At 72.7% G+C, this 19421-nt stretch carries 13 protein-coding genes; 8 read left to right on the top strand and 5 right to left on the bottom strand.

What is annotated here, in order from left to right; translation table 11 throughout:
* The first annotated feature begins 286 nt into the window (after nucleotides 1-286).
* Nucleotides 287-1354: an NAD(P)-binding domain-containing protein gene (locus ACIA8N_RS30485; protein ID WP_365780913.1), complete on the top strand. Its 1068-nt coding sequence runs from the start codon at nucleotides 287-289 to the stop codon at nucleotides 1352-1354.
* 13 nt (nucleotides 1355-1367) lie between these two features.
* On the opposite strand, the gene mltG is transcribed toward ACIA8N_RS30485, so the two are convergent.
* Nucleotides 1368-2303: an endolytic transglycosylase MltG gene (gene mltG / locus ACIA8N_RS30480; RefSeq protein WP_365780764.1), complete on the bottom strand. Its 936-nt coding sequence runs from the start codon at nucleotides 2301-2303 to the stop codon at nucleotides 1368-1370.
* 299 nt (nucleotides 2304-2602) lie between these two features.
* A complete protein-coding gene (locus ACIA8N_RS30475) occupies nucleotides 2603-4501 on the bottom strand; it encodes an ABC transporter ATP-binding protein (RefSeq protein WP_365780765.1) in 1899 nt (632 codons plus the stop codon).
* Nucleotides 4502-4589: 88 nt separating this feature from the next.
* On the opposite strand from ACIA8N_RS30475, the gene ACIA8N_RS30470 reads away from it, so the two are divergent.
* The 3 genes from ACIA8N_RS30470 to ACIA8N_RS30460 all read left to right on the top strand — a co-directional run bounded on the left by ACIA8N_RS30470 (nucleotide 4590) and on the right by ACIA8N_RS30460 (nucleotide 9576).
* Complete coding sequence (locus tag ACIA8N_RS30470; RefSeq protein WP_365780766.1) at nucleotides 4590-5051, top strand: MarR family transcriptional regulator; 462 nt, start codon at nucleotides 4590-4592, stop codon at nucleotides 5049-5051.
* Between the two features lie 39 nt (nucleotides 5052-5090).
* A complete protein-coding gene (locus tag ACIA8N_RS30465; protein ID WP_365780767.1) occupies nucleotides 5091-8015 on the top strand; it encodes an FAD-binding and (Fe-S)-binding domain-containing protein in 2925 nt (974 codons plus the stop codon).
* A gap of 166 nt (nucleotides 8016-8181) precedes the next feature.
* Entirely contained in the window at nucleotides 8182-9576 is a 1395-nt protein-coding gene (locus ACIA8N_RS30460; RefSeq protein WP_365780768.1) for a Gfo/Idh/MocA family oxidoreductase, read from the top strand.
* Nucleotides 9577-9627: 51 nt separating this feature from the next.
* Here the strand turns inward: ACIA8N_RS30460 and ACIA8N_RS30455 are convergent, their stop codons facing one another.
* A complete protein-coding gene (locus tag ACIA8N_RS30455; protein WP_365780769.1) occupies nucleotides 9628-11235 on the bottom strand; it encodes a peptide-N4-asparagine amidase in 1608 nt (535 codons plus the stop codon).
* Nucleotides 11236-11435: 200 nt separating this feature from the next.
* On the opposite strand from ACIA8N_RS30455, the gene ACIA8N_RS30450 reads away from it, so the two are divergent.
* Both ACIA8N_RS30450 and ACIA8N_RS30445 read left to right on the top strand, forming a co-directional pair.
* The gene (locus ACIA8N_RS30450; protein WP_365780770.1) at nucleotides 11436-13244 is read left to right on the top strand and encodes an ABC transporter ATP-binding protein; all 1809 of its coding nucleotides are present in this window, start codon (nucleotides 11436-11438) and stop codon (nucleotides 13242-13244) included.
* A complete protein-coding gene (locus tag ACIA8N_RS30445; RefSeq protein WP_365780771.1) occupies nucleotides 13241-15022 on the top strand; it encodes an ABC transporter ATP-binding protein in 1782 nt (593 codons plus the stop codon). Before ACIA8N_RS30450 ends, ACIA8N_RS30445 begins: the two co-directional genes overlap by 4 nt.
* Before the next feature lie 75 nt (nucleotides 15023-15097).
* Here the strand turns inward: ACIA8N_RS30445 and ACIA8N_RS30440 are convergent, their stop codons facing one another.
* On the bottom strand, nucleotides 15098-15313 hold the full coding sequence (locus tag ACIA8N_RS30440) for a hypothetical protein (RefSeq protein ID WP_399416833.1): 216 nt from the start codon (nucleotides 15311-15313) through the stop codon (nucleotides 15098-15100).
* Nucleotides 15314-15328: 15 nt separating this feature from the next.
* On the opposite strand from ACIA8N_RS30440, the gene ACIA8N_RS30435 reads away from it, so the two are divergent.
* Entirely contained in the window at nucleotides 15329-15961 is a 633-nt protein-coding gene (locus tag ACIA8N_RS30435) for a TetR/AcrR family transcriptional regulator (RefSeq protein ID WP_365780772.1), read from the top strand.
* A 3-nt stretch (nucleotides 15962-15964) separates the two neighbouring features.
* On the opposite strand, the gene ACIA8N_RS30430 is transcribed toward ACIA8N_RS30435, so the two are convergent.
* A complete protein-coding gene (locus ACIA8N_RS30430) occupies nucleotides 15965-16756 on the bottom strand; it encodes a metal-dependent hydrolase (RefSeq protein WP_365780773.1) in 792 nt (263 codons plus the stop codon).
* 132 nt (nucleotides 16757-16888) lie between these two features.
* Here ACIA8N_RS30430 and ACIA8N_RS30425 point away from each other — a divergent pair, with 132 nt between their 5' ends.
* On the top strand, nucleotides 16889-19402 hold the full coding sequence (locus tag ACIA8N_RS30425; RefSeq protein ID WP_365780774.1) for a DUF3516 domain-containing protein: 2514 nt from the start codon (nucleotides 16889-16891) through the stop codon (nucleotides 19400-19402).
* Nucleotides 19403-19421: the final 19 nt, after the last annotated feature.

Genomic DNA, 19421 nt, shown 5'->3' with positions numbered 1-19421 from the left:
CGATCAGGCCGGATCAGGGAGCGGTGTCTGGTGCCGTGGATCGCAAGGCGGAGGAGGGAGTCATGGCGGAGCCATGGCGATCGACGACAACGCGGCGAGGCGCGGTGCCAGACACCGCGAGCCCGGCCTGATCGGCAAGACACCCCCTTAGGCCCTCCGGCACACTCCACGGGGGCGCGGGAAGTTCCGCGCCCCCGTCCCGGTTGGTAGAACCGTGAACGATTTCGTGGTGGAAGAGCGCGCGGAAGAGGACCCGGCACCGGCGGCCGGTCGGCGGGCCGCGTCGGTGGACGTCGTCGTCATCGGCGCGGGCCAGGCGGGCCTGTCCGCCGCCTTCCACCTGCGCCGCGCCGGTCTCGAACCGGACCGGGACTTCGTCGTCCTCGACCACGCCCCCCGGCCGGGCGGCGCCTGGCAGTTCCGCTGGCCCTCGCTCACGTACGGCAAGGTCCACGGGATGCACGCACTGCCCGGCATGGAGCTGACCGGCGCCGATCCCGCGCGCCCCTCGTCGGAGGTGATCAGCGCGTACTTCGACACGTACGAGCACACCTTCGACCTGCGGATCCACCGCCCCGTCGACGTCACCGCCGTCCGCGAGGGCGAGGACGGACGGCTGCTCGTCGAGACCTCGGAGGGCGACTACGCCACCCGCGCGCTGATCAACGCCACCGGCACCTGGGACCGGCCTTTCTGGCCGCGCTACCCCGGCCAGGAGACGTTCCGGGGCCACCAGCTGCACACGGCCGGATACCCCGGTCCCGAGCCGTTCGCCGGGAAGCGGGTGCTCGTCGTCGGCGGCGGCGCCTCCGGCACCCAGCACCTCATGGAGATCGCGGACGTCGCCGCCGAGACCTTCTGGGTGACCCGGCGCGAGCCGGTCTTCCGGGAGGGCCCCTTCGGGGAGGCGCAGGGACGGGCGGCCGTGGCGCTCGTCGAGGACCGGGTGAAGCGCGGGCTGCCCCCGCAGAGCGTCGTCTCGGTCACCGGGCTCCCCGTCAACGACGCGATCCGCTCGGCACGCGCGCGCGGGATCCTGGACCGGCTCCCGATGTTCGACCGGATCACGCCGACGGGGGTGGTCTGGGACGGCGGCCGGACGCTCGACGTGGACGTGATCCTCTGGGCGACGGGCTTCCGGGCGGCGATCGACCATCTGACCCCGCTGCGGCTGCGCGAGCCGGGCGGCGGCATCCGGGTCGAGGGGACGCGAGCGGTCCGGGACGAGCGGGTCCACCTCGTCGGCTACGGCCCCTCCGCCTCGACCATCGGCGCCAACCGGGCCGGCCGCGCGGCCGTCTCCGGCATCCGCCGCCTGCTGCGCGGCGCCCCCGTCGCGGCTCCCGCCGGGTGACCCGGCGGGAGGCTCAGCCCCGCGCGGCGCCGCGGTTGGCGTTGAACTCGGCCACGTTCACCTGGTGGGCCGCGTAGTCGGCCGTGAAGCGGGTGTCGCCGGGGGCCACCGTGACGAAGTAGAGCCAGTCGCCGTCCGCCGGGCGGATCACCGCGTCCAGGGCCTGGTCGCCCGGGTTCCCGATGGGCGTCGGCGGCAGGCCCTTGCGTGCGTAGGTGTTGTACGGGCTCTCGGTCCGGGTGTCCTCGAACGTGGTGTCCACGGTGCTGCGGCCGAGCGCGTAGTTGAGGGTCGAGTCCATCTGGAGGGCCATGCCCCGGGCGAGCCGGTTGTGGACGACCCGGGCGACCTTGGCCATGTCCTCCGGGTTGTCGGCCTCGGCCTGCACGATGCTGGCCGCGATCACCGCCTCGTACACGCTCAGTCCGTGGGCCTTCGCCCCCTCGGTGATCCGCCCGGTCCCGAACCGCTTGCCCGCGGTGTCCACCATGAACCGCAGCAGCCCCTCGGGGGTGGTGGCCCGGAGCACCGGATAGGTGGCGGGGAAGAGATAGCCCTCCGGGTTGCCGCCGGCCGCCTTGGGCAGCGGAAGGGCGGTGCCGGGTGCGGTGACGGCCCTGCGCGCGGTGCCCTCGGGCAGGCCGAGCACCCGGTCGACGGCCGTGTAGACCTGCCCGGCGCGCCACCCTTCGGGGACGAGCAGGCTGCGGGGCTGCTCGACGGCGGGTTCGTCACGGGTCAGGAGCAGGGGGACGGTGATCCCCGCGACGACGACCAGGACCGCTCCGAGGAGAAGCGCGATGCGGCCGCGCCGGGTCAGCCGGGACCGGCGGGGAGGCCGGGGCGACCGGGGCGACCGGGGCGACCGGGGCGACCGGGGCGACCGGGGAAGGGTCAGGCGTCGGGGGCGGCGTGGGGGTGCGTACGGTGACGGCGGCCGGTGCGTCATGGCCGCACGCTAACCCGGTGCGTACGGGAATCCGGGGAACCCGCGCACGCGGCGGCGCCGCCGGCTCCCTGGGACGGGGAACCGACGGCGCCGGGCGCTGCGATCGTCAGACGAGCCATCCCAGGAAGTGGAAGACGCCGGCGAGCAGATCGGTGATGACGTTCATGGTGGTGCTTCTCCTCGTACAGGTACATCAGTGGGACTGCTGTGGGACTGCGCGGTCACGGTCTGCAGCACGTCGATCGCGCACCGCAATCTTCTGACGCCGTACGGGAGCGGGGCAACGATTCCCGGCACGATCACACGTTCTGGGGAACAACCGCTCCCACGTTCGCTTGTTCGGCGCTGGCCTCGGGTCCGTCGTCGGGCGGCGCGTCGGCCACGGCGGTCACGGCGCCGCGGGCGTCCCTGCGGAGCAGTGCCGCATACCGGCCGTCCCGGGCGAGCAGCTCCTCGTGCGTCCCGCGCTCGGCGATCCGTCCCGCGTCCAGGACGACGATCTGGTCGGCGTCGCGGACGGTGGAGAGCCGGTGGGCGATGGTGATGGTGGTGCGGCCCGCGGAGAGGGCGTCGATGGCCTGCTGCACCGCGAGTTCCGTACGGGTGTCGAGGGCGCTCGTCGCCTCGTCGAGGATCAGGACGGGCGGGTCGCGCAGGATCGTGCGGGCGATGGCGAGGCGCTGCTTCTCGCCGCCCGAGAAGCGGTAGCCGCGCTCGCCGACGAGGGTGTCGTACCCCTCGGGGAGCGAGGCAATGTGCTCGTGGATCTGGGCGGCGCGCGCGGCGGCTTCGATCTCCTCGTCGGTGGCGTCCGGCTTGGCGAAGCGGAGGTTGTCCGCGACGGAGGCGTGGAAGAGGTACGTCTCCTGGGAGACGACGCCGACCGCGCGGGCCAGGGTGTCGAAGTCCAGGTCGCGCACGTCGACGCCGTCGAGGGTGACGCGACCGCCGGTGACGTCGTAGAGCCGCGGCACGAGGTAGCTGAGGGTCGACTTGCCGGAGCCGGTGGGTCCGACGACGGCCAGGCTGCCCCCGGCGGGGACGGTCAGGTCGATGGCGTCGAGGGTCGGGCGGCCGGTGCCCGGGGAGTCGTAACGGAACTCGACCTTCTCGAACGCGACCTCGCCGCGGACCTCGCCGAGCCGGACCGGCTCGGCGGGCTCGGTGATGTCCACCGGCAGGTCGAGGTACTCGAAGATGCGGTGGAAGAGGGCGAGCGAGGTCTGTATCTGCACGCCGGTGGAGAGCAGGCTGACGGCCGGCCGGAACAGGCCCTGCTGCAGGGAGACGAAGGCGACGAGCGTGCCCAGCGAGATCTGGGCCCCGCCCGAGCCGAGCGCGATGCCGGCGGCCCAGTAGATCAGGGCGGGCATGGCGGCCATGACGATGCCGATGGTGGACATCCGCCACCGTCCGGCCATGGAGGAACGCACTTCGAGGTCGACGAGACGCTCGGACTCCTCGGCGAAGGACTTGCTCAGCGAGTCGGCGCGGCCCATGGTGCGACCCAGCAGGATGCCGCTGACCGAGAGGGACTCGGTGACGGTCGCGGCCATGGCGGCCATCTGCTTCTGCCGCTGGGTGGTGATCCGCTTGCGCTCGCGGCCCACGCGCCGGCTGATCCAGACGAAGACCGGCAGCAGGGCCAGCGAGACCAGCGTGAGGCGCCAGTCCAGGGCCAGCATGGCGACGACGGTCGCGATGACGGCGGTGAGGTTGGAGACGAGGGAGGTGGCCGTGGAGGTCACGGTCGCCTGCATGCCGCCGATGTCGTTGGCGATGCGGGACTGGACCTCGCCGGTACGGGTGCGCGTGAAGAAGGCGAGCGGCATCCGCTGGAGCTGCTCGTAGACCCCGGTGCGCAGGTCGTGCATGACACGCTGGCCGACGGTGGTGGAGATGAGGGTCTGGAGCACCCCGAAGACGCCGGTCAGGACGGCGGTGGCGATCATGCCGAGGGCGAGCAGGCTGAGCAGACCCGTACGGCCCTGCGGGATCGCGGTGTCCAGGATCTCCCTCAGGAGGAAGGGGGAGGCGACCGAGACGAGCGAGGCGGCGCCGACCAGCAGGCCGACGATCAGCAGGCGCGCGCGGTAGGGGCGGAAGAGCCGCAGGATGCGCCGCAGCTGCGCGGGCTCCTGGGGCTGGCCGGAGGCGCGGGGCGGGGGCGTCCAGTCGGACTGGTCGTGGGGGCGCATGGGCTCCTTCGAGGGTTCGGGGTCGGAGAAGACCCTAGCTCATTGTTACCTATACTCACAATGAACATGGTCCTGATATTGTTCCCGTATGACCACCTCCGACCCGCTGACCAGGACCGACGCCGACGGGCTCCTCGCCGAGCAGCTCCTCCGGCTCACCCGGCGCCTGCACCGCATCCAGAAGCGCCACCTGGAGCCGGTCGGCATCACACCCGCCCAGTCCAGGCTGCTGCGCACGGTCGCGCACTTCGGGGAGCCGCCCCGGATGGCCGATCTCGCGGCCTGGCTCGAAGTGGTCCCGCGCGCCGTGACCAGTCTCGTCGACGGTCTCGAGGCCGTCGACCGGGTGCGCCGGGTACCCGATCCGAGCAACCGGCGGGTCGTGCGGATCGAGCTCACCGACGCGGGCCGCGCCACGCTCCGTGAGCTGCGCAGCGCGCGCCGGGCCGCCGCAGAGGACATCCTTGCTCCATTGACCGCCGCACAGCGCGAGGTGCTCGGAGGTCTGCTGACCGCCCTGGTCGACCCCGGCCCGGAGGGCGGCTGCTGACCCCTCGGGCACGGGGCCGCGCCGAAGGGGAGCCATGACATGCCGCTGTTCGAGCCGAACCCGCAGACCCTTCGTCCCGGTACGAAGCGGAGTCCGGCCCCGGACCGCGTCCCGGAGCTCCACGCCAAGGGCACGCCGCGGGGGCTGCGCGAGGAGCTGACCGAGCTGCTCGGCGCGGAGAAGGTCCTGTCGACGATCTCCGACCTGGTGCGGTACGCCTCTGACGCCAGCCCGTACCGCTTCGTCCCGCAGGTCGTCGTGGTCGCCGAGGACATCGACGACATCTCCACGATCCTGTCGTACGCCCACGGCAAGGGCCGCGAGGTGGTCTTCCGGGCCGCCGGGACCAGCCTCAACGGCCAGGCCCAGGGCGAGGACATCCTGGTCGACGTGCGCCGCCACTGGGCGGGCGTGAAGGTCCTCGACGGCGGCGCCCGCGCCAGGATCCGCCCCGGCACCACCGTCGTACGGGCCAATGCCGCGCTCGCCCCGCACGGGCGGGTCCTCGGGCCCGACCCGGCCAGCGCCATCGCCTGCACGATCGGCGGGGTCGTCGCCAACAACGCCTCGGGCATGACGGCGGGGACGACCCGGAACTCGTACCGGACCGTCTCCTCGCTCACCTTCGTGCTGCCGAGCGGGACCGTGGTCGACACGGCCGACCCGGACGCCGACGCGGAGCTTGCGCGCGCCGAGCCGCGCCTGTGCGCGGAACTGCTCGCGCTCAAGGCCGAGATCGAGGCGGATCCCGAGCTGACGGCCCGGATCAGGGCCAAGTACGCCATCAAGAACACCAACGGCTACCGGCTCGACGCCTTCCTCGACGGCGACACCCCGGTGCGGATCCTGCGCGGCCTCATGGTCGGTTCCGAGGGCACCCTCGGCTTCATCTCGGAGGTCGTCTTCGGCACGCTGCCGCTGGACCGCGAGGTGTCGACGGCGCTGCTCTTCTTCCCCTCGCTGCCGGCGGCGGCCGCCGCCGTGCCCCGGTTCACCGAGGCCGGGGCCCTGGCCGTCGAGCTGATGGACGGGAACACGCTGCGGGCCTCGGTGAGCGTGGCGGGCGTCCCCGCCGACTGGGCGGAGCTGCCCAGGGAGACGGCGGCGCTCCTCGTCGAGTTCCGGGCGCCGGACGCGGCGGCCCTCGACGCGTACGAACGGGCGGCGGCCGAGGTGCTCGCCGGGCTCGGCCTGGTGGCCCCCGTGGCCTCCGTGGAGAACGCGTTCACCCGCGATCCGGGGAGGATCTCCGGCTACTGGAAGGCCCGCAAGGCCTTCGTGACGGCCGTCGGCGGCTCGCGCCCCTCCGGTACGACCCTGATCACCGAGGACTTCGCGGTGCCGCCGTTCCGGCTCGCGGAGGCCTGCGCGGCACTGCTCGACCTCCAGGCCCGGCACGGTTTCGACGCGGCCGTCGCGGGCCACGCGGCCCACGGCAACCTCCACTTCCTGCTCGCCTTCGACGCGGCCGACCCCTCCGACGTCGAGCGGTACGCGGGCTTCATGGACGAGTTCTGCAAGCTGACCGTGGAGCGCTTCGACGGGTCCCTCAAGGCGGAGCACGCCACCGGCCGCAACATCGCGCCCTTCCTCGAACTGGAGTGGGGCACGAAGGCGACCGACCTGATGTGGCGGATCAAGGAGGCCGTCGACCCCGACGGGGTACTGGCCCCGAGGATCGTCCTGGACCGCGACCCGCACGCCCATCTGCGCGGCCTCAAGACGATCCCGTCCGTGGAGCGGATCGCCGATCCGTGCATCGAGTGCGGCTTCTGCGAACCGACCTGCCCCAGCCAGGACCTGACGACCACTCCGCGCCAGCGGATCGTGCTGCGCCGCGAGATGATGCGGCAGCCCGACGGCTCCCCGGTCGAGACCCGTCTCCTGGAGTCCTACGGCTACGACGCCGTCGACACCTGCGCGGGGGACTCCACCTGCAAGCTGGCCTGTCCCGTCGGCATCGACACCGGCGCCCTGATGAAGAGGTTCCGGCACGAGCGGCACTCGCCGCGCGAGGAGCGGATCGCCGCCCTGGCCGCGAAGGACTTCCGGGCGGTGGAGGCGTCCGCACGGCTCGCCGTCGCCGCCGCGGACCGGATCGGCGACCGGGTCCTCGCGTCGGTGACGGGCGTGGCACGCCGGGCGGTCAGCACCGACCTCCTGCCGGAGTGGCTGCCGGAGCTCCCGGGCGCGGCGGCGCGGCGGCTGCCCCGCACCCACCGCCCCGCGGCGGTCGCCGTCTACTACCCGGCCTGTGTGAACCGGATCTTCGGCGATCCGGAAGGGGACCGGGGGCCCTCGCTGCCGGAGGCGGTGGTCGCGGTGTCCGCGCGGGCGGGGAAGCCGGTGTGGATCCCGGGCGACGTGGCGGGTACGTGCTGCGCGACGATCTGGCACTCCAAGGGGTACGAGCGGGGCAACGAGGTGATGGCGAACCGGATCGTCGAGGCGGCCTGGGGGTGGACGGCGGGCGGGACGCTGCCGCTGGTGGTGGACGCCTCCTCGTGCACGCTCGGCATCGCGCGGGAGGTGGTGCCGTACCTGACGGAGGCCAACCGGGCGCTGCACGCGGAGCTGAACGTGCTCGACTCCCTGGTGTGGGCGGCGGACGAGCTGCTCCCGCGGCTCGACGTGCGCCGCCGGGTCGGCTCGGCCGTGGTGCATCCGACGTGCTCGATGCGGCACCTGGGCGACGAGGAGAAGCTGACGGAACTCGCCCGTGCCTGCGCGGAGGAGGTCGTCGTCCCCGCCGACGCGGGCTGCTGCGCCTTCGCGGGCGACCGGGGCATGCTGCATCCGGAGCTGACGGCCGCGGCGACCGCCCGTGAGGCGGCCGAGGTGACGGCGCGGCCCTTCGACGCGCACCTCTCGGCGAACCGGATGTGCGAGATCGGCATGGACCGGGCGACGGGCCGCGGTTACGGCTCGGTGCTGCTGGCCCTGGAGCGCGCGACGCGCCCCTGACCGCGCCTCGGCTCCCCGGATCCGGAGGGCCCTTCACCCCGAGCGGTGAGGGGCCCTTCGTATGTTCGGGTGACGGCGGGTGTTCCGTGCCGCTCGGCGCGAGAGCCGGAACAGTAATGTCCGATCATCCGTCGGGACGGCCGTGCACGCGGCCCGGGAGGTTCCATTGAACGAGCAGACGCCGCACGCCCCGAGCCGCCGCCAGGTCCTCGGAACCGCCGCCGCCGGGGCGGTCCTGGGGGGCGGCGCCGTCGGCGGTCCGTCCGCCCAGGCCGCCGGGCCGGCCGCCGGGCCCGGGGCCGCACCGCGCCGGCAAGGGGCGACCATGGCCGGGGTCCCCTTCGAGGGCCGCTCCACGGTCCGGGTCGGCGTCGTCGGCTTCGGCAACCGGGGCAGCGGCATGCTCCCCCACTTCCTCGCGCACCCCTGGGTGCGGGTGACCGCCGTCTGCGACCCGGTTCGCGCCAAGGCCGAGCGGGCGGCCTCGAAGGTCGTCGCCGCGGGCCGGCCCGCCCCGGCCGTGTACGCGAACGGCGAGGACGACTACGAGAACCTCAGCGCCCGTTCGGACGTCGACCTCGTGTACGTGGCCACCCCCTGGGACAGCCACTTCGCGATCGCCCGCGCGGCGCTCCTGAACGGCAAGCACGTCGGTGTGGAGTGTCCGGTCGCGATGCGGCTCGACGAGCTGTGGGAGCTCGTGGACCTGTCGGAGCGGACCCGCCGTCACTGCATGCAGCTGGAGAACTGCTGTTACGGCCGGAACGAGATGCGGGTGCTGCGGATGGCGCACGCCGGCAAGTTCGGCCGTCTCCTGCACGGCGCGGGGGCGTACAACCACGACCTGCGCGGCCTGATGTTCTCCCCCACGTACTACGAGGGCCCCTGGCGCCGGCTCTGGCACACCCGTCTGAAGGGCGACCTCTACCCGAACCACGGCATCGGCCCGGTCGCGAACTACCTGGACGTCAACCGGGGCGACCGGGTGGTGAGCATCAGCAGCTTCGGCACTCCGGCGCTCGGACTCGCCGAGTACCGCGAGGAGAACATGCCGGCCGGCGACCCGAGCTGGAAGGAGTCGTACGTCGCGAGCGACCGGACCATCAGTCTGCTCCAGACGGCTCTGGGCCGGGTGATCCGCCTGGAGCACGACGTCTCGACCCCGCACCCGTACAGCCGGATCAACAGCCTGGGCGGCACGCGGGGCGTCTTCGAGGACTATCCGGCCCGGATCTACCTGGAGCCGGACCACAAGGACGACGAGTGGGGCGACTTCTCGGCGTACGCGGCCGAGTTCGACCACTGGCTCTGGAAGGAGCACGCCAACCCGCCGGGCGGCCACGGCGGCATGGACTACCTGATGGTCTACCGCCTGATGCAGTGCATGCGCCTCAGCCTGCCGCCGGACTTCGACGTGTACGACGCCGCCACGTGGACGGCGCCGCTGCCGCTGAGCCACGCCTCGATCAAGGCCGGGGGCGCCCCGCAGGAGATCCCCGACTTCACCCGGGGCGAGTGGCGCCGGGCCCGCCCGGGCGTGGACTCGGTGAAGCCCGCGTGAGGAGCCGGTGCCCGGCGCCCCTCGTCCCGAGGGGGCCGGGCACCGTGGTGTTCAGCAGCGCCGCAGGTCCTCGGTGACGGTGCCCTGGACGGTGGTCAGACTGCGGTCGTAGCAGCCTCCGGAGCCGTACAGCCGGTAGCGCTCGTTCGTGGTGCCGACCGCGTGCCGCTGGTCGCGCGGGACGCCGGTGGTGTACGTGGCGTCCCCGGTGTACGTGTCGTCGAGCCTCGACCACGACAGGCGCCGCCCGTCGCGGACGACGCTCGTGTCGGCGCGGTCCCCGAGGGTGAGGACCGTGCGCAGCCGGTCGCCCTCGCCGACGGTCGTCTCCCCGTCCATGGTGTACGTCCGGTCGGTGCGGGTGACGGTCCTGCCGGTGGTGACGGTCTCCCGGTCGGTCCAGCGGGCGGTGAGCGCGTCCGGGTTCTCCCCCTCGCCCCAGCGGTGGGTGGAGGTGTGGGCGACGGTCCGGGTGACGGTGGTGTCGACGCGGCCGTGCGAGGTGTTCAGATGGCCGGCGACGGTGAGCCGGTGGCCGGCCTCCGTGTCCAGGCGGTGGGGTGAACCGGCTGTGTAGGCCGAGGAGTTGCGCGGTGCGGTCTCCTCGTGGCGGTCGAGGCCGCCGGTGACGACCCGGCTGCCCTCGTCCTGCCAGAGCAGCACGTTGGTGGGGGTGGACCAGCCCGCCTGCCCGGCCGGTACCCCGGCGACCGTGACGTCGACGCGGTGGGCGCGGCCGTCGTTGAGGAGGGCGGCGAAGGGCGTCAGGTCGTAGACGACCGGCTGGACGTCGAAGGCGCGCGGTGCGGGGGTGACGTACCACAGGAAGGGGTTGGACCAGCCGCCGGTCCAGACCGTGGGGAAGGGGGCGGCGATGCCCGCGAGGCGTCCGTCGACGGAGACGCGCACCTCCCGGTGCGGGCCTTCGGGCGCCCGGCAGGAGTAGGGGGCGGCGTCGGGGACGGAGAGGTACCAGTACTCCTCGCAGCCGCCGCCGGAGCCGGTGGCGTACACCTCGGCGAGGACGCGTTCGGTGTTGCGCGGGGTGGTGAGGGTGGCCCCGGTGAGCGGGACGACGCGGTCGGGTGTTCCGGCGGCGGGCTTCACCCGGCCCTCGGCGGTGTGGAAGGTGAGGGTGACGCGGACGTCGAGGACGCCGGTGTACGTCTCGTTCACGACATTGCCGATGAGCATCTCGACGGGACCCGGGCGGCTGAGGACGTCCCGGTAGCGGGTGACGTCCTTCTCGACGGACCAGGTGATGCCGTCGGGCGAGGGCTGGGGCGTGGAGGTGCGGAAGATCTCCACGCCGCCGAGGGTGAGGTGGCCGAGGCGGTCGTACTGGCGGCCCTTCACGCTGCCTTCGAGGCGCAGGACGACCTTGTTCCAGCGGGTGCCGCACTCTTTCGGCGGAACGTAACTCCCCTGGTAGGGGGTGAAGTCCCGGAACTGTGCGGCGGCGAGGGTCACCTCGCAGCTGCGGGTGCCGGGGGTGTCGACGGGCGGGGCGGCGGTGACCGGGTCGTGCCAGTCGCTGGTGAACTCGGCTGGGGGCGTCGGGCCGTTCGGGCCGTCGGCGGCGGCCGGCTGGGCGGTGAGGAGGGCTCCGGCGGCGAGCACCAGACCGCTGAGCATGCTCATGATCTTGAGTGATCTCATGAGCCGGAAGTGAAGCGTGGTCAGCGCCGTGCGTCCAGAAGACGATGATCGGACATGGCGCGATCTGTTCCGTCTTGTGGAAAATCGATTGCCGTCCGGCGGGGGAAAGGCGAACCTTTCACGGCTTCCCGCGGCCGGATCCGACCCCTCGAACACCCCGGCGCGCATCCCCCAGACAGACCCGGAGACCCTGGGACGCCATGCAGATTCGAGATCTTCCCCACGCCGACCCAGGGGTACCCGATGTCCGCTCGGGCACCCGGTTCCTCGTCTGGCTCGGCCGTCAACAGCTCGGCGGTCAGGTGAAGTCCACCCTCTGGGGACTCCTGCACCACCTGGGCATCGCCGGCCTCCCGTTCGGTGTCGGCCTCGCCGTGCAGTCGGTCGTGGACCGCGACGGCGGGCGGCTGGCACTCGCCGGCGCGCTGCTCGTGCTCTGCGGGGCCGCCATCGCGGTCGGCGACGTGATGCTGCACCGCACCGCCGTCACCAACTGGATCACGGCCAGCGCCCGGGTCCAGCAGCTCCTCTCCCGCAAGACCGCCGAACTGGGCTCCGTCCTGACCCGGCGGGTCGCCGCGGGCGAGGTCGTCGCCGTCTCCACCGGCGACGTCGAGAAGATCGGATGGTTCGTCGAGGCCCTGTCCCGTTTCCTCGCGGGCGCCGTCGTGCTGGTCGTCATCTGCGCCGGCCTCCTCTTCTACGAACCCTCCCTCGGGGTCGTGGTGGCCGTCGGCATCCCCGTCCTCGCCCTGTCCGTGCTGCCGCTCCTCCCCCGCGCGACGCGCCGGGCGGACATCCAGCGCGAGAAGGCCGGCAAGGCCACCGAGCTGGCCTCCGACACCGTCGCCGGGCTCCGCGTGCTGCGCGGCATCGGCGGCGAGGACCTGTTCCTCGGCCGCTACCGGGCCGCCTCCCAGGAGGTCCGCAAGGCCGCCGTGCGCAGCGCGCGGATGTGGGCGCTGATCTCGGCGACCCAGGTCGTGCTGCCCGGCATCCTGCTCATCGTCGTGGTGGCGTACGGGACGCGGCTCGCGTCCGAGGGGCGGATCACGGTCGGCGCGCTCGTCACCGTGTACAGCGCCGTCGCCCTCACGTACCACCCGCTGCGGAACTTCGAGGAGATCGCCATGGCCTTCTCCTTCTCCCGGCCGTCCGCGAAACGCGCCGCCCGGGTCCTCGCCCTGGCCCGTACGACCACCACGACCGCCACGCCGGACGAGGACCGCAAGGCGACCGGCGACCTGTACGACCCGCTCACGGGGCTCCGCGCTCCGGCCGGCCTCCTCACCGCCGTCGTCTGCGGCGACCCGGACGTGGCCGGACGGCTCGCGGACCGGCTCGGCGGCCACCCGTCCGAACCCGACGAGCGGCACACCTCGGTCCTGCTCGGCGGGGTCCCGCTCGACGAACTGCCGCTCGCCACCGCCCGTACGGTCGTCCTCGTCCAGGACAAGGACCCGGTGCTGCTCTCGGGCACCCTCAGGGAACTCCTCGACGTGCCCTCGTCGGGAGCGGTCCTGCCCGAGGACGCGCTCGCCGCCGCCCAGTGCGGCGACGTCCTCGACGCCCTCGCGCAGGCCTCCGTGGACACCGACGGAGACCCGATGCGCACCCGGATCACCGAGCGGGGCCGGTCGCTCTCCGGCGGCCAGCGGCAGCGGCTCGCGCTCGCCCGGTCCCTGGTGACCGACCCGGAGGTGCTCGTCCTGGACGAGCCGACCTCGGCGGTCGACTCGCACACCGAGTCACGGGTGGCCGACGGGATCGCCCGGCTGCGCGCGGGCGGGACCACCGTGGTCCTCGCCTCCTCGCCGCTGCTCCTGGACCGCGCCGACCGGGTCGTCCTGGTCGACGACGGCCAGGCGGTCGCCGTCGGCACCCACCGCGAGCTGCTCGCGCGGGAGCCCCGCTACCGCGCGGTCGTCACCCGCGAGACCGAGGAGGAGAGCGCCGAGGCGGTCCACCGCCCCGACGGCGTCGAAGCACTGGAAGGGGAGACGGCATGATCGGCCTGGCGCCACCGGAGTACGACCCGGCGGCCCCGACGACGGCGACGACACTGCCCGTCGCCGCGACCGCGACCGTCCGCACCTACGTCCGCGAGCTGCTGCGCCGTCACCGCCGGGCGTTCGCGCTGCTCATCGGGGTGAACGCGGTCGCCGTGATCGCCTCGATGGCCGGCCCGTACCTGCTCGGTTCGGTGGTGGACGCACTCGCCTCGGGAGCGCGCGAACTGCATCTGGAGCGCACGGTCGCGCTGTTCGCGGTCGCGCTGCTCGTCCAGACGTTCTTCGTACGGCTCGTCCGGCTGCGCGGGGCGATGCTCGGCGAGGAGATGCTCGCCGACCTCCGGGAGGACTTCCTGGTCCGCGCGGTCGGCCTGCCTCCCGGCGTCCTCGAACGGGCCGGCACCGGCGACCTGCTGTCCCGGATCACCACCGACGTCGACCGGCTCTCCAACGCGATGCGCGAGGCCGTGCCCCAGCTGGCCATCGGCGTCGTGTGGGCGGGACTGCTGCTCGGCGGCCTGGCGGTGACCTCGCCGCCGCTCGCCCTTGCCGCGCTGCTCGCCGCGCCGCTGCTCATCGTGGGCGGCCGGTGGTACTTCAAGCGGGCGCCCTCGGCGTACCGCTCGGAGTCCGCGGGGTACGCGGCGGTGGCCGCCGCCCTCGCCGAGACGGTCGACGCCGGCCGCACGGTCGAGGCGCACCGCCTCGGCGACCGCCGGATCGCCCTGTCGAACCGGCGCATCACCGAGTGGGTCGCGTGGGAGAGGTACACCCTCTTCCTGCGTTCGGTGCTCTTCCCTGTCGTCAACGTCACCCACATGACGGTGCTCTGTTCCGTGCTCCTGCTCGGCGGGGTCTTCGTCCTCCAGGGCTGGATCGACGTGGGCCAGCTGACGACGGGCGCCCTGCTCGCGCAGATGCTGGTGGACCCGATCGGTCTGGTGCTCCGCTGGTACGACGAGCTCCAGGTCGCCCAGGTGTCCCTGGCCCGGCTCGTCGGCGTCCGGGACATCGAGCCGGACGCGGGCGACAAGGAGGTGCGGCCGGAGGGCCGCGCCGTCCGGGCCGACGACGTCCGCTTCGGCTACCGCGAGGGCGTCGACGTGCTGCACGAGGTCTCCCTCACGGTGGCCCCCGGCACCCGGATCGCCCTGGTGGGCCCTTCGGGCGCGGGCAAGTCCACCCTCGGCCGGCTGCTCGCGGGGATCTACGCCCCGCGGACCGGCTCGGTCACGCTCGGCGCCGCCGAACTGGCCCGGATGCCGGCCGAGCGGGTCAGGGAGCACGTGGCCCTGGTCAACCAGGAGCACCACGTCTTCGTGGGCACGCTCCGGGACAATCTGCTGCTCGCCAGGACGGGGGCGTCGGACACCGAGCTGTGGGCCGCGCTCACGGCGGTGGACGCTGAGGTCTGGGCGCGGGGTCTCGACGAGGGCCTGGACACCGAGGTCGGCTCGGGAGGCAGGTCCCTGTCCCCCGCGCAGGCCCAGCAGATCGCCCTCGCCCGCCTCGTCCTCGCGGACCCGCACACGCTGGTCCTCGACGAGGCGACCTCGCTGCTCGACCCGCGGGCGGCCCGGCACCTGGAGCGCTCCCTCGGCCGTGTCCTGGACGGCCGCACGGTCGTGGCCATCGCACACCGGCTGCACACCGCTCACGACGCCGATCTGATCGCGGTGGTCGAGTCGGGCCGGATCACCGAGCTCGGCAGCCACACGGAACTGGTCGCGGCGGACGGGGCGTACGCGGCCCTGTGGCGCTCCTGGCACGGCTGACCGACAGGGCGGGCGGACCAGGCGGGGCTGACGGACAGGACGGGGCTGTCGTTCGACGGCCCCGCCCGGCCCGGCTCAGTAGCCGATCGTGAAGCGGCGCTGGACGAAGCGGGGCAGCTCCGCCTCGTCGATCAGCGCCACGGCCGCGTCCTCCGCCGAGACGCGGCTGCGTCCCTCGGCGTCCCTGACCGGCTGGTCCTCGCCGATGCGGAAGCGGCCGGTGCGCTCCCCTGGTGCGATGTCCTCGGCGGGGCTGAAGTAGGTCCACCGCCGGTTCGAGGTGCGCAGCACGTTCAGGGCGTCGCGGTGGCCTCGGGCGGCCCCGACGCCATCACGCTGCGCGCCATCGCCCGCGAGATGGGCATGACGGCCAACGCGATCTACGGCTACTTCGCCACCCGGGACGACCTGGTCACCAGGCTCATCGACGACGTGTACTCGGCGCTCGCCGACACCGTGGAGGCGGCCTGGGCCGGCGCCCCCGCCGAAAACCCGGCCGCTCGCATCCTCGCCTGGGCCCGCGCCTTCCGCGCCTGGGCCCTGGCGAACCCCGAAGGCTTCCGGCTCGTGTACGGCGACCCGGTCCCCGGCTACCGCGCGCCCGAGGCGGGCCCGGCCCCGGACGCGGCCCGCCGGGTGTGCACCGGACTCGCGGGGCTCGCCGCGGCCGCCTGGCCGCACGCCGGACCCCTCTACCGGGACAGCGCGTTCACCTGGTCCGACTTCGACGCCGGACTCCTCGACAAGGTGCGCCCGGCCTTCCCGGAACTGCCCCCGGCGGGCGTCGCCCTCGCCCTGCGGCTCTGGGGACACTTGCACGGCCTCGTGGCCCTGGAGGTGTACGGACACCTCGGCCGCCAGACGGCGAGCCCGGACAAGCTCTTCCAGGAAGAGCTGTCCCGGCTCGTGACGACCCTCGGGGTGCCCCGTACCGCCTGAACGTCAGAGGAAGCCGAGCGCCGACGCCCCGCCCACTCCGCCGAGAAGCATGAAGGCGGGCATCAGGACCTTCAGTTCGACCCAGCTGCCGGCGCGGAAGCGCATGAACTTCGGCGGACCGATCGGGTACCAGCGCTTGCGGCCGACCGGGATGGGCCACAGGATCGGGCAGCCCGAGACGGTCAGGGCGTCCCCGATGTCGTGGACGAGGGCGCCCAGGACGATCGGCAGGCCGAGCCACAGGTACTCCTGGCCGGGGCCGGTGAAGAACCAGTCCGCGCCGTTGCCCGGCTTGTCGAGCACGCCCGCCAGGATCCAGGCGCTGGTCGCCCCGAGCAGCCACACCAGGACGTCGCTGGACATCCGGGCGGCCCGCCACAGCAGGCCTTCCACGGCGAGCACCAGATGCACGAAGAGGATGGCGAGGACCGCCCAGCGGCCGCCGGTGACCGCCGCGGCGGAGGCGCCGCCGCCGATCAGGACCGCCCAGAGCCAGGTGTGGGTGAGGGTCCGGTGGCCGCCGGACCTGCGCGGGTCGGCGGAGGAGCGGGTCGCCTTGTAGACCGCGTACGACAGCTTGTCGACGATCTCGCACAGGCCCTTGGAGACCGGTCCGAAGGCCCGCGAGATGGTCGCCGACTTGTGGTCGAGGTCGGGGGCGAGGGCCGCGCCCGCGCAGATGAGCGCGCCGACGAGGAGAACCGGCCAGGGCATCGGCCGGTCGAAGGCCGCCGCGACCGCTCCGACCCCCAGCCAGGCCGCGGCTCCGGACAGCGAGTGCGCCGGTCCCATCATGGTTGACCCGCCCCGTTTCTCCCCTGCCGGCGCTCAGTTGACGCACGGTCGACGGGCGAGCCTATCGTCCGTGATCAACGCTGCCGATGGCCGGTTCCCTCATCCGAGCGGAATCCAGGCAAGATGGGGGGCGTGACCCTTATCGATCAGCTGCCGCCGACCGCCGACCCCGACGCCCTCTTCGAGGCCTTCTCCTCCTGGGCCGAGGACCGGGGCATCACGCTCTACCCGGCCCAGGAAGAGGCGCTGATCGAGGTCGTCTCCGGGGCCAACGTGATCTTGTCCACACCCACCGGCTCCGGAAAGTCGCTGGTCGCGGCGGGGGCGCACTTCACCGCGCTCGCGAACGACCAGGTGACCTTCTACACCGCGCCGATCAAGGCGCTCGTGTCGGAGAAGTTCTTCGACCTGTGCAAGCTCTTCGGCACCGAGAACGTCGGCATGCTGACCGGCGACGCCTCCGTGAACGCGGACGCGCCGATCATCTGCTGTACGGCTGAGGTGCTGGCCTCGATCGCGCTGCGGGACGGCAAGTACGCGGACATCGGCCAGGTCGTGATGGACGAGTTCCACTTCTACGCCGAACAGGACCGCGGCTGGGCCTGGCAGATCCCGCTCCTGGAACTCCCCCAGGCGCAGTTCGTGCTCATGTCGGCGACGCTCGGCGACATGTCGATGTTCGAGAAGGACCTGACCCGGCGCACGGGCCGGCCGACCTCGGTGGTCCGCTCGGCGACCCGGCCGGTGCCGCTCTCGTACGAGTACCGGCTCACGCCCATCACGGACACCCTGACCGAGCTGCTCGAGACCAGGCAGGCGCCGGTCTACATCGTGCACTTCACGCAGGCGCAGGCCGTCGAGCGCGCGCAGTCGCTGATGAGCATCAACATGTGCACGCGCGAGGAGAAGGACAAGATCGCCGAGCTGATCGGCAACTTCCGCTTCACCACCAAGTTCGGCCAGAACCTCTCGCGTTACGTCCGCCACGGCATCGGCGTGCACCACGCGGGCATGCTGCCGAAGTACCGGCGGCTCGTCGAGAAGCTCGCCCAGGCGGGCCTCCTGAAGGTGATCTGCGGGACGGACACCCTCGGCGTCGGCGTGAACGTGCCGATCCGCACGGTGCTCTTCACGGCCCTGACCAAGTACGACGGCACCCGGGTGCGGACGCTGCGCGCCCGTGAGTTCCACCAGATCGCGGGCCGGGCCGGCCGGGCCGGCTTCGACACGGCCGGTTACGTGGTCGCCCAGGCCCCCGAGCACGTCATCGAGAACGAGAAGGCGCTCGCCAAGGCCGGCGACGACCCGAAGAAGCGCCGCAAGGTGGTCCGCAAGAAGGCCCCCGAGGGCTTCGTCGCCTGGAGCGACACCACCTTCGAGAAGCTGATCGCCGCCGAGCCCGAGCCGCTGACCTCCCGCTTCAAGGTCACCAACATCATGCTCCTGTCGGTGATCGCCCGGCCGGGCAACGCCTTCGAGGCGATGCGCAAGCTCCTGGAGGACAACCACGAGCCGCGCAAGGCCCAGCTGCGGCACATCCGGCGCGCCATCGCGATCTACCGCTCGCTGCTCGACGGCGGGGTGGTGGAACAGTTGCCCGAGCCGGACGCCGAGGGACGCACGATCCGGCTGACGGTCGACCTCCAGCAGGACTTCGCGCTCAACCAGCCGCTGTCGACGTTCGCGCTCGCCGCCTTCGACCTGCTGGACCCGGAGTCCCCCTCGTACGCCCTGGACATGGTGTCCGTCCTGGAGTCGACGCTCGACGACCCCCGCCAGATCCTCCACGCCATGCAGAACAAGGCGCGCGGCGAGGCGGTCGGGCAGATGAAGGCGGACGGCGTCGAGTACGAGGAGCGGATGGAGCGGCTCCAGGACATCTCGTACCCGAAGCCGCTGGAGGAGCTCCTCTGGCACGCGTACAACGTCTACCGGAAGTCGCACCCATGGGTCGGCGACCACCCGGTGTCGCCGAAGTCGGTCATCCGTGACATGTACGAACGGGCCCTGACCTTCACGGAGTTCACCTCCTGGTACGAGCTGGCGCGGACCGAGGGCATCGTCCTGCGCTACCTCGCGAGCGCGTACAAGGCGCTCGACCACACCATCCCGGACGACCTGAAGACCGAGGACCTGGAGGACCTGATCGCCTGGCTGGGCGAGATGGTGCGCCAGGTCGACTCCTCGCTGCTCGACGAATGGGAGCAGCTCGCCAACCCCGAGGTGCAGACGGCCGAGGAGGCCCAGGAGAAGGCCGACCAGGTCAAGCCGGTCACGGCCAACGCCCGCGCCTTCCGGGTCCTCGTGCGCAACGCGATGTTCCGGCGGGTGGAGCTGGCCGCGCTCGACAACGTGGCCGCGCTCGGCGAGCTCGACGCCGAGTCCGGCTGGGACGCGGACGCCTGGGGCGAGGCGATGGACGCGTACTGGGACGAGTACGACGACCTCGGTACGGGCCCGGACGCGCGGGGCCCGAAGCTGCTCGCCATCGAGGAGGACGCGGCGCACGGCCTGTGGCGCGTCCGGCAGACCTTCGCCGACCCGAACGGCGACCATGACTGGGGCATCGGCGCGGAGGTGGATCTCGCGGCCTCCGACGAGGAGGGCCGCGCGGTCGTCCGTGTCACGTCCGTCGGACAGCTGTAGAGGAGAGTTCAGTCCCGTG

The organism is Streptomyces sp. NPDC051822 (assembly GCF_044452745.1).
In the GTDB taxonomy this organism is placed as follows: domain Bacteria; phylum Actinomycetota; class Actinomycetes; order Streptomycetales; family Streptomycetaceae; genus Streptomyces.
This window is presented reverse-complemented; position numbering and strand designations above follow the sequence as displayed.

Excerpts from the sequence above, each read along its gene's own strand:
- ACIA8N_RS30465 (WP_365780767.1), top strand. The coding sequence starts at position 5,091 with ATGCCGCTGTTCGAGCCGAACCCGCAGACCCTTCGTCCCGGTACGAAG.
- ACIA8N_RS30475 (WP_365780765.1), bottom strand. The coding sequence starts at position 4,501 with ATGCGCCCCCACGACCAGTCCGACTGGACGCCCCCGCCCCGCGCCTCC.
- mltG (WP_365780764.1), bottom strand. The coding sequence starts at position 2,303 with ATGACGCACCGGCCGCCGTCACCGTACGCACCCCCACGCCGCCCCCGA.
- ACIA8N_RS30455 (WP_365780769.1), bottom strand. The coding sequence starts at position 11,235 with ATGAGATCACTCAAGATCATGAGCATGCTCAGCGGTCTGGTGCTCGCC.
- ACIA8N_RS30470 (WP_365780766.1), top strand. The coding sequence starts at position 4,590 with ATGACCACCTCCGACCCGCTGACCAGGACCGACGCCGACGGGCTCCTC.
- ACIA8N_RS30430 (WP_365780773.1), bottom strand. The coding sequence starts at position 16,756 with ATGATGGGACCGGCGCACTCGCTGTCCGGAGCCGCGGCCTGGCTGGGG.
- ACIA8N_RS30445 (WP_365780771.1), top strand. The coding sequence starts at position 13,241 with ATGATCGGCCTGGCGCCACCGGAGTACGACCCGGCGGCCCCGACGACG.
- ACIA8N_RS30450 (WP_365780770.1), top strand. The coding sequence starts at position 11,436 with ATGCAGATTCGAGATCTTCCCCACGCCGACCCAGGGGTACCCGATGTC.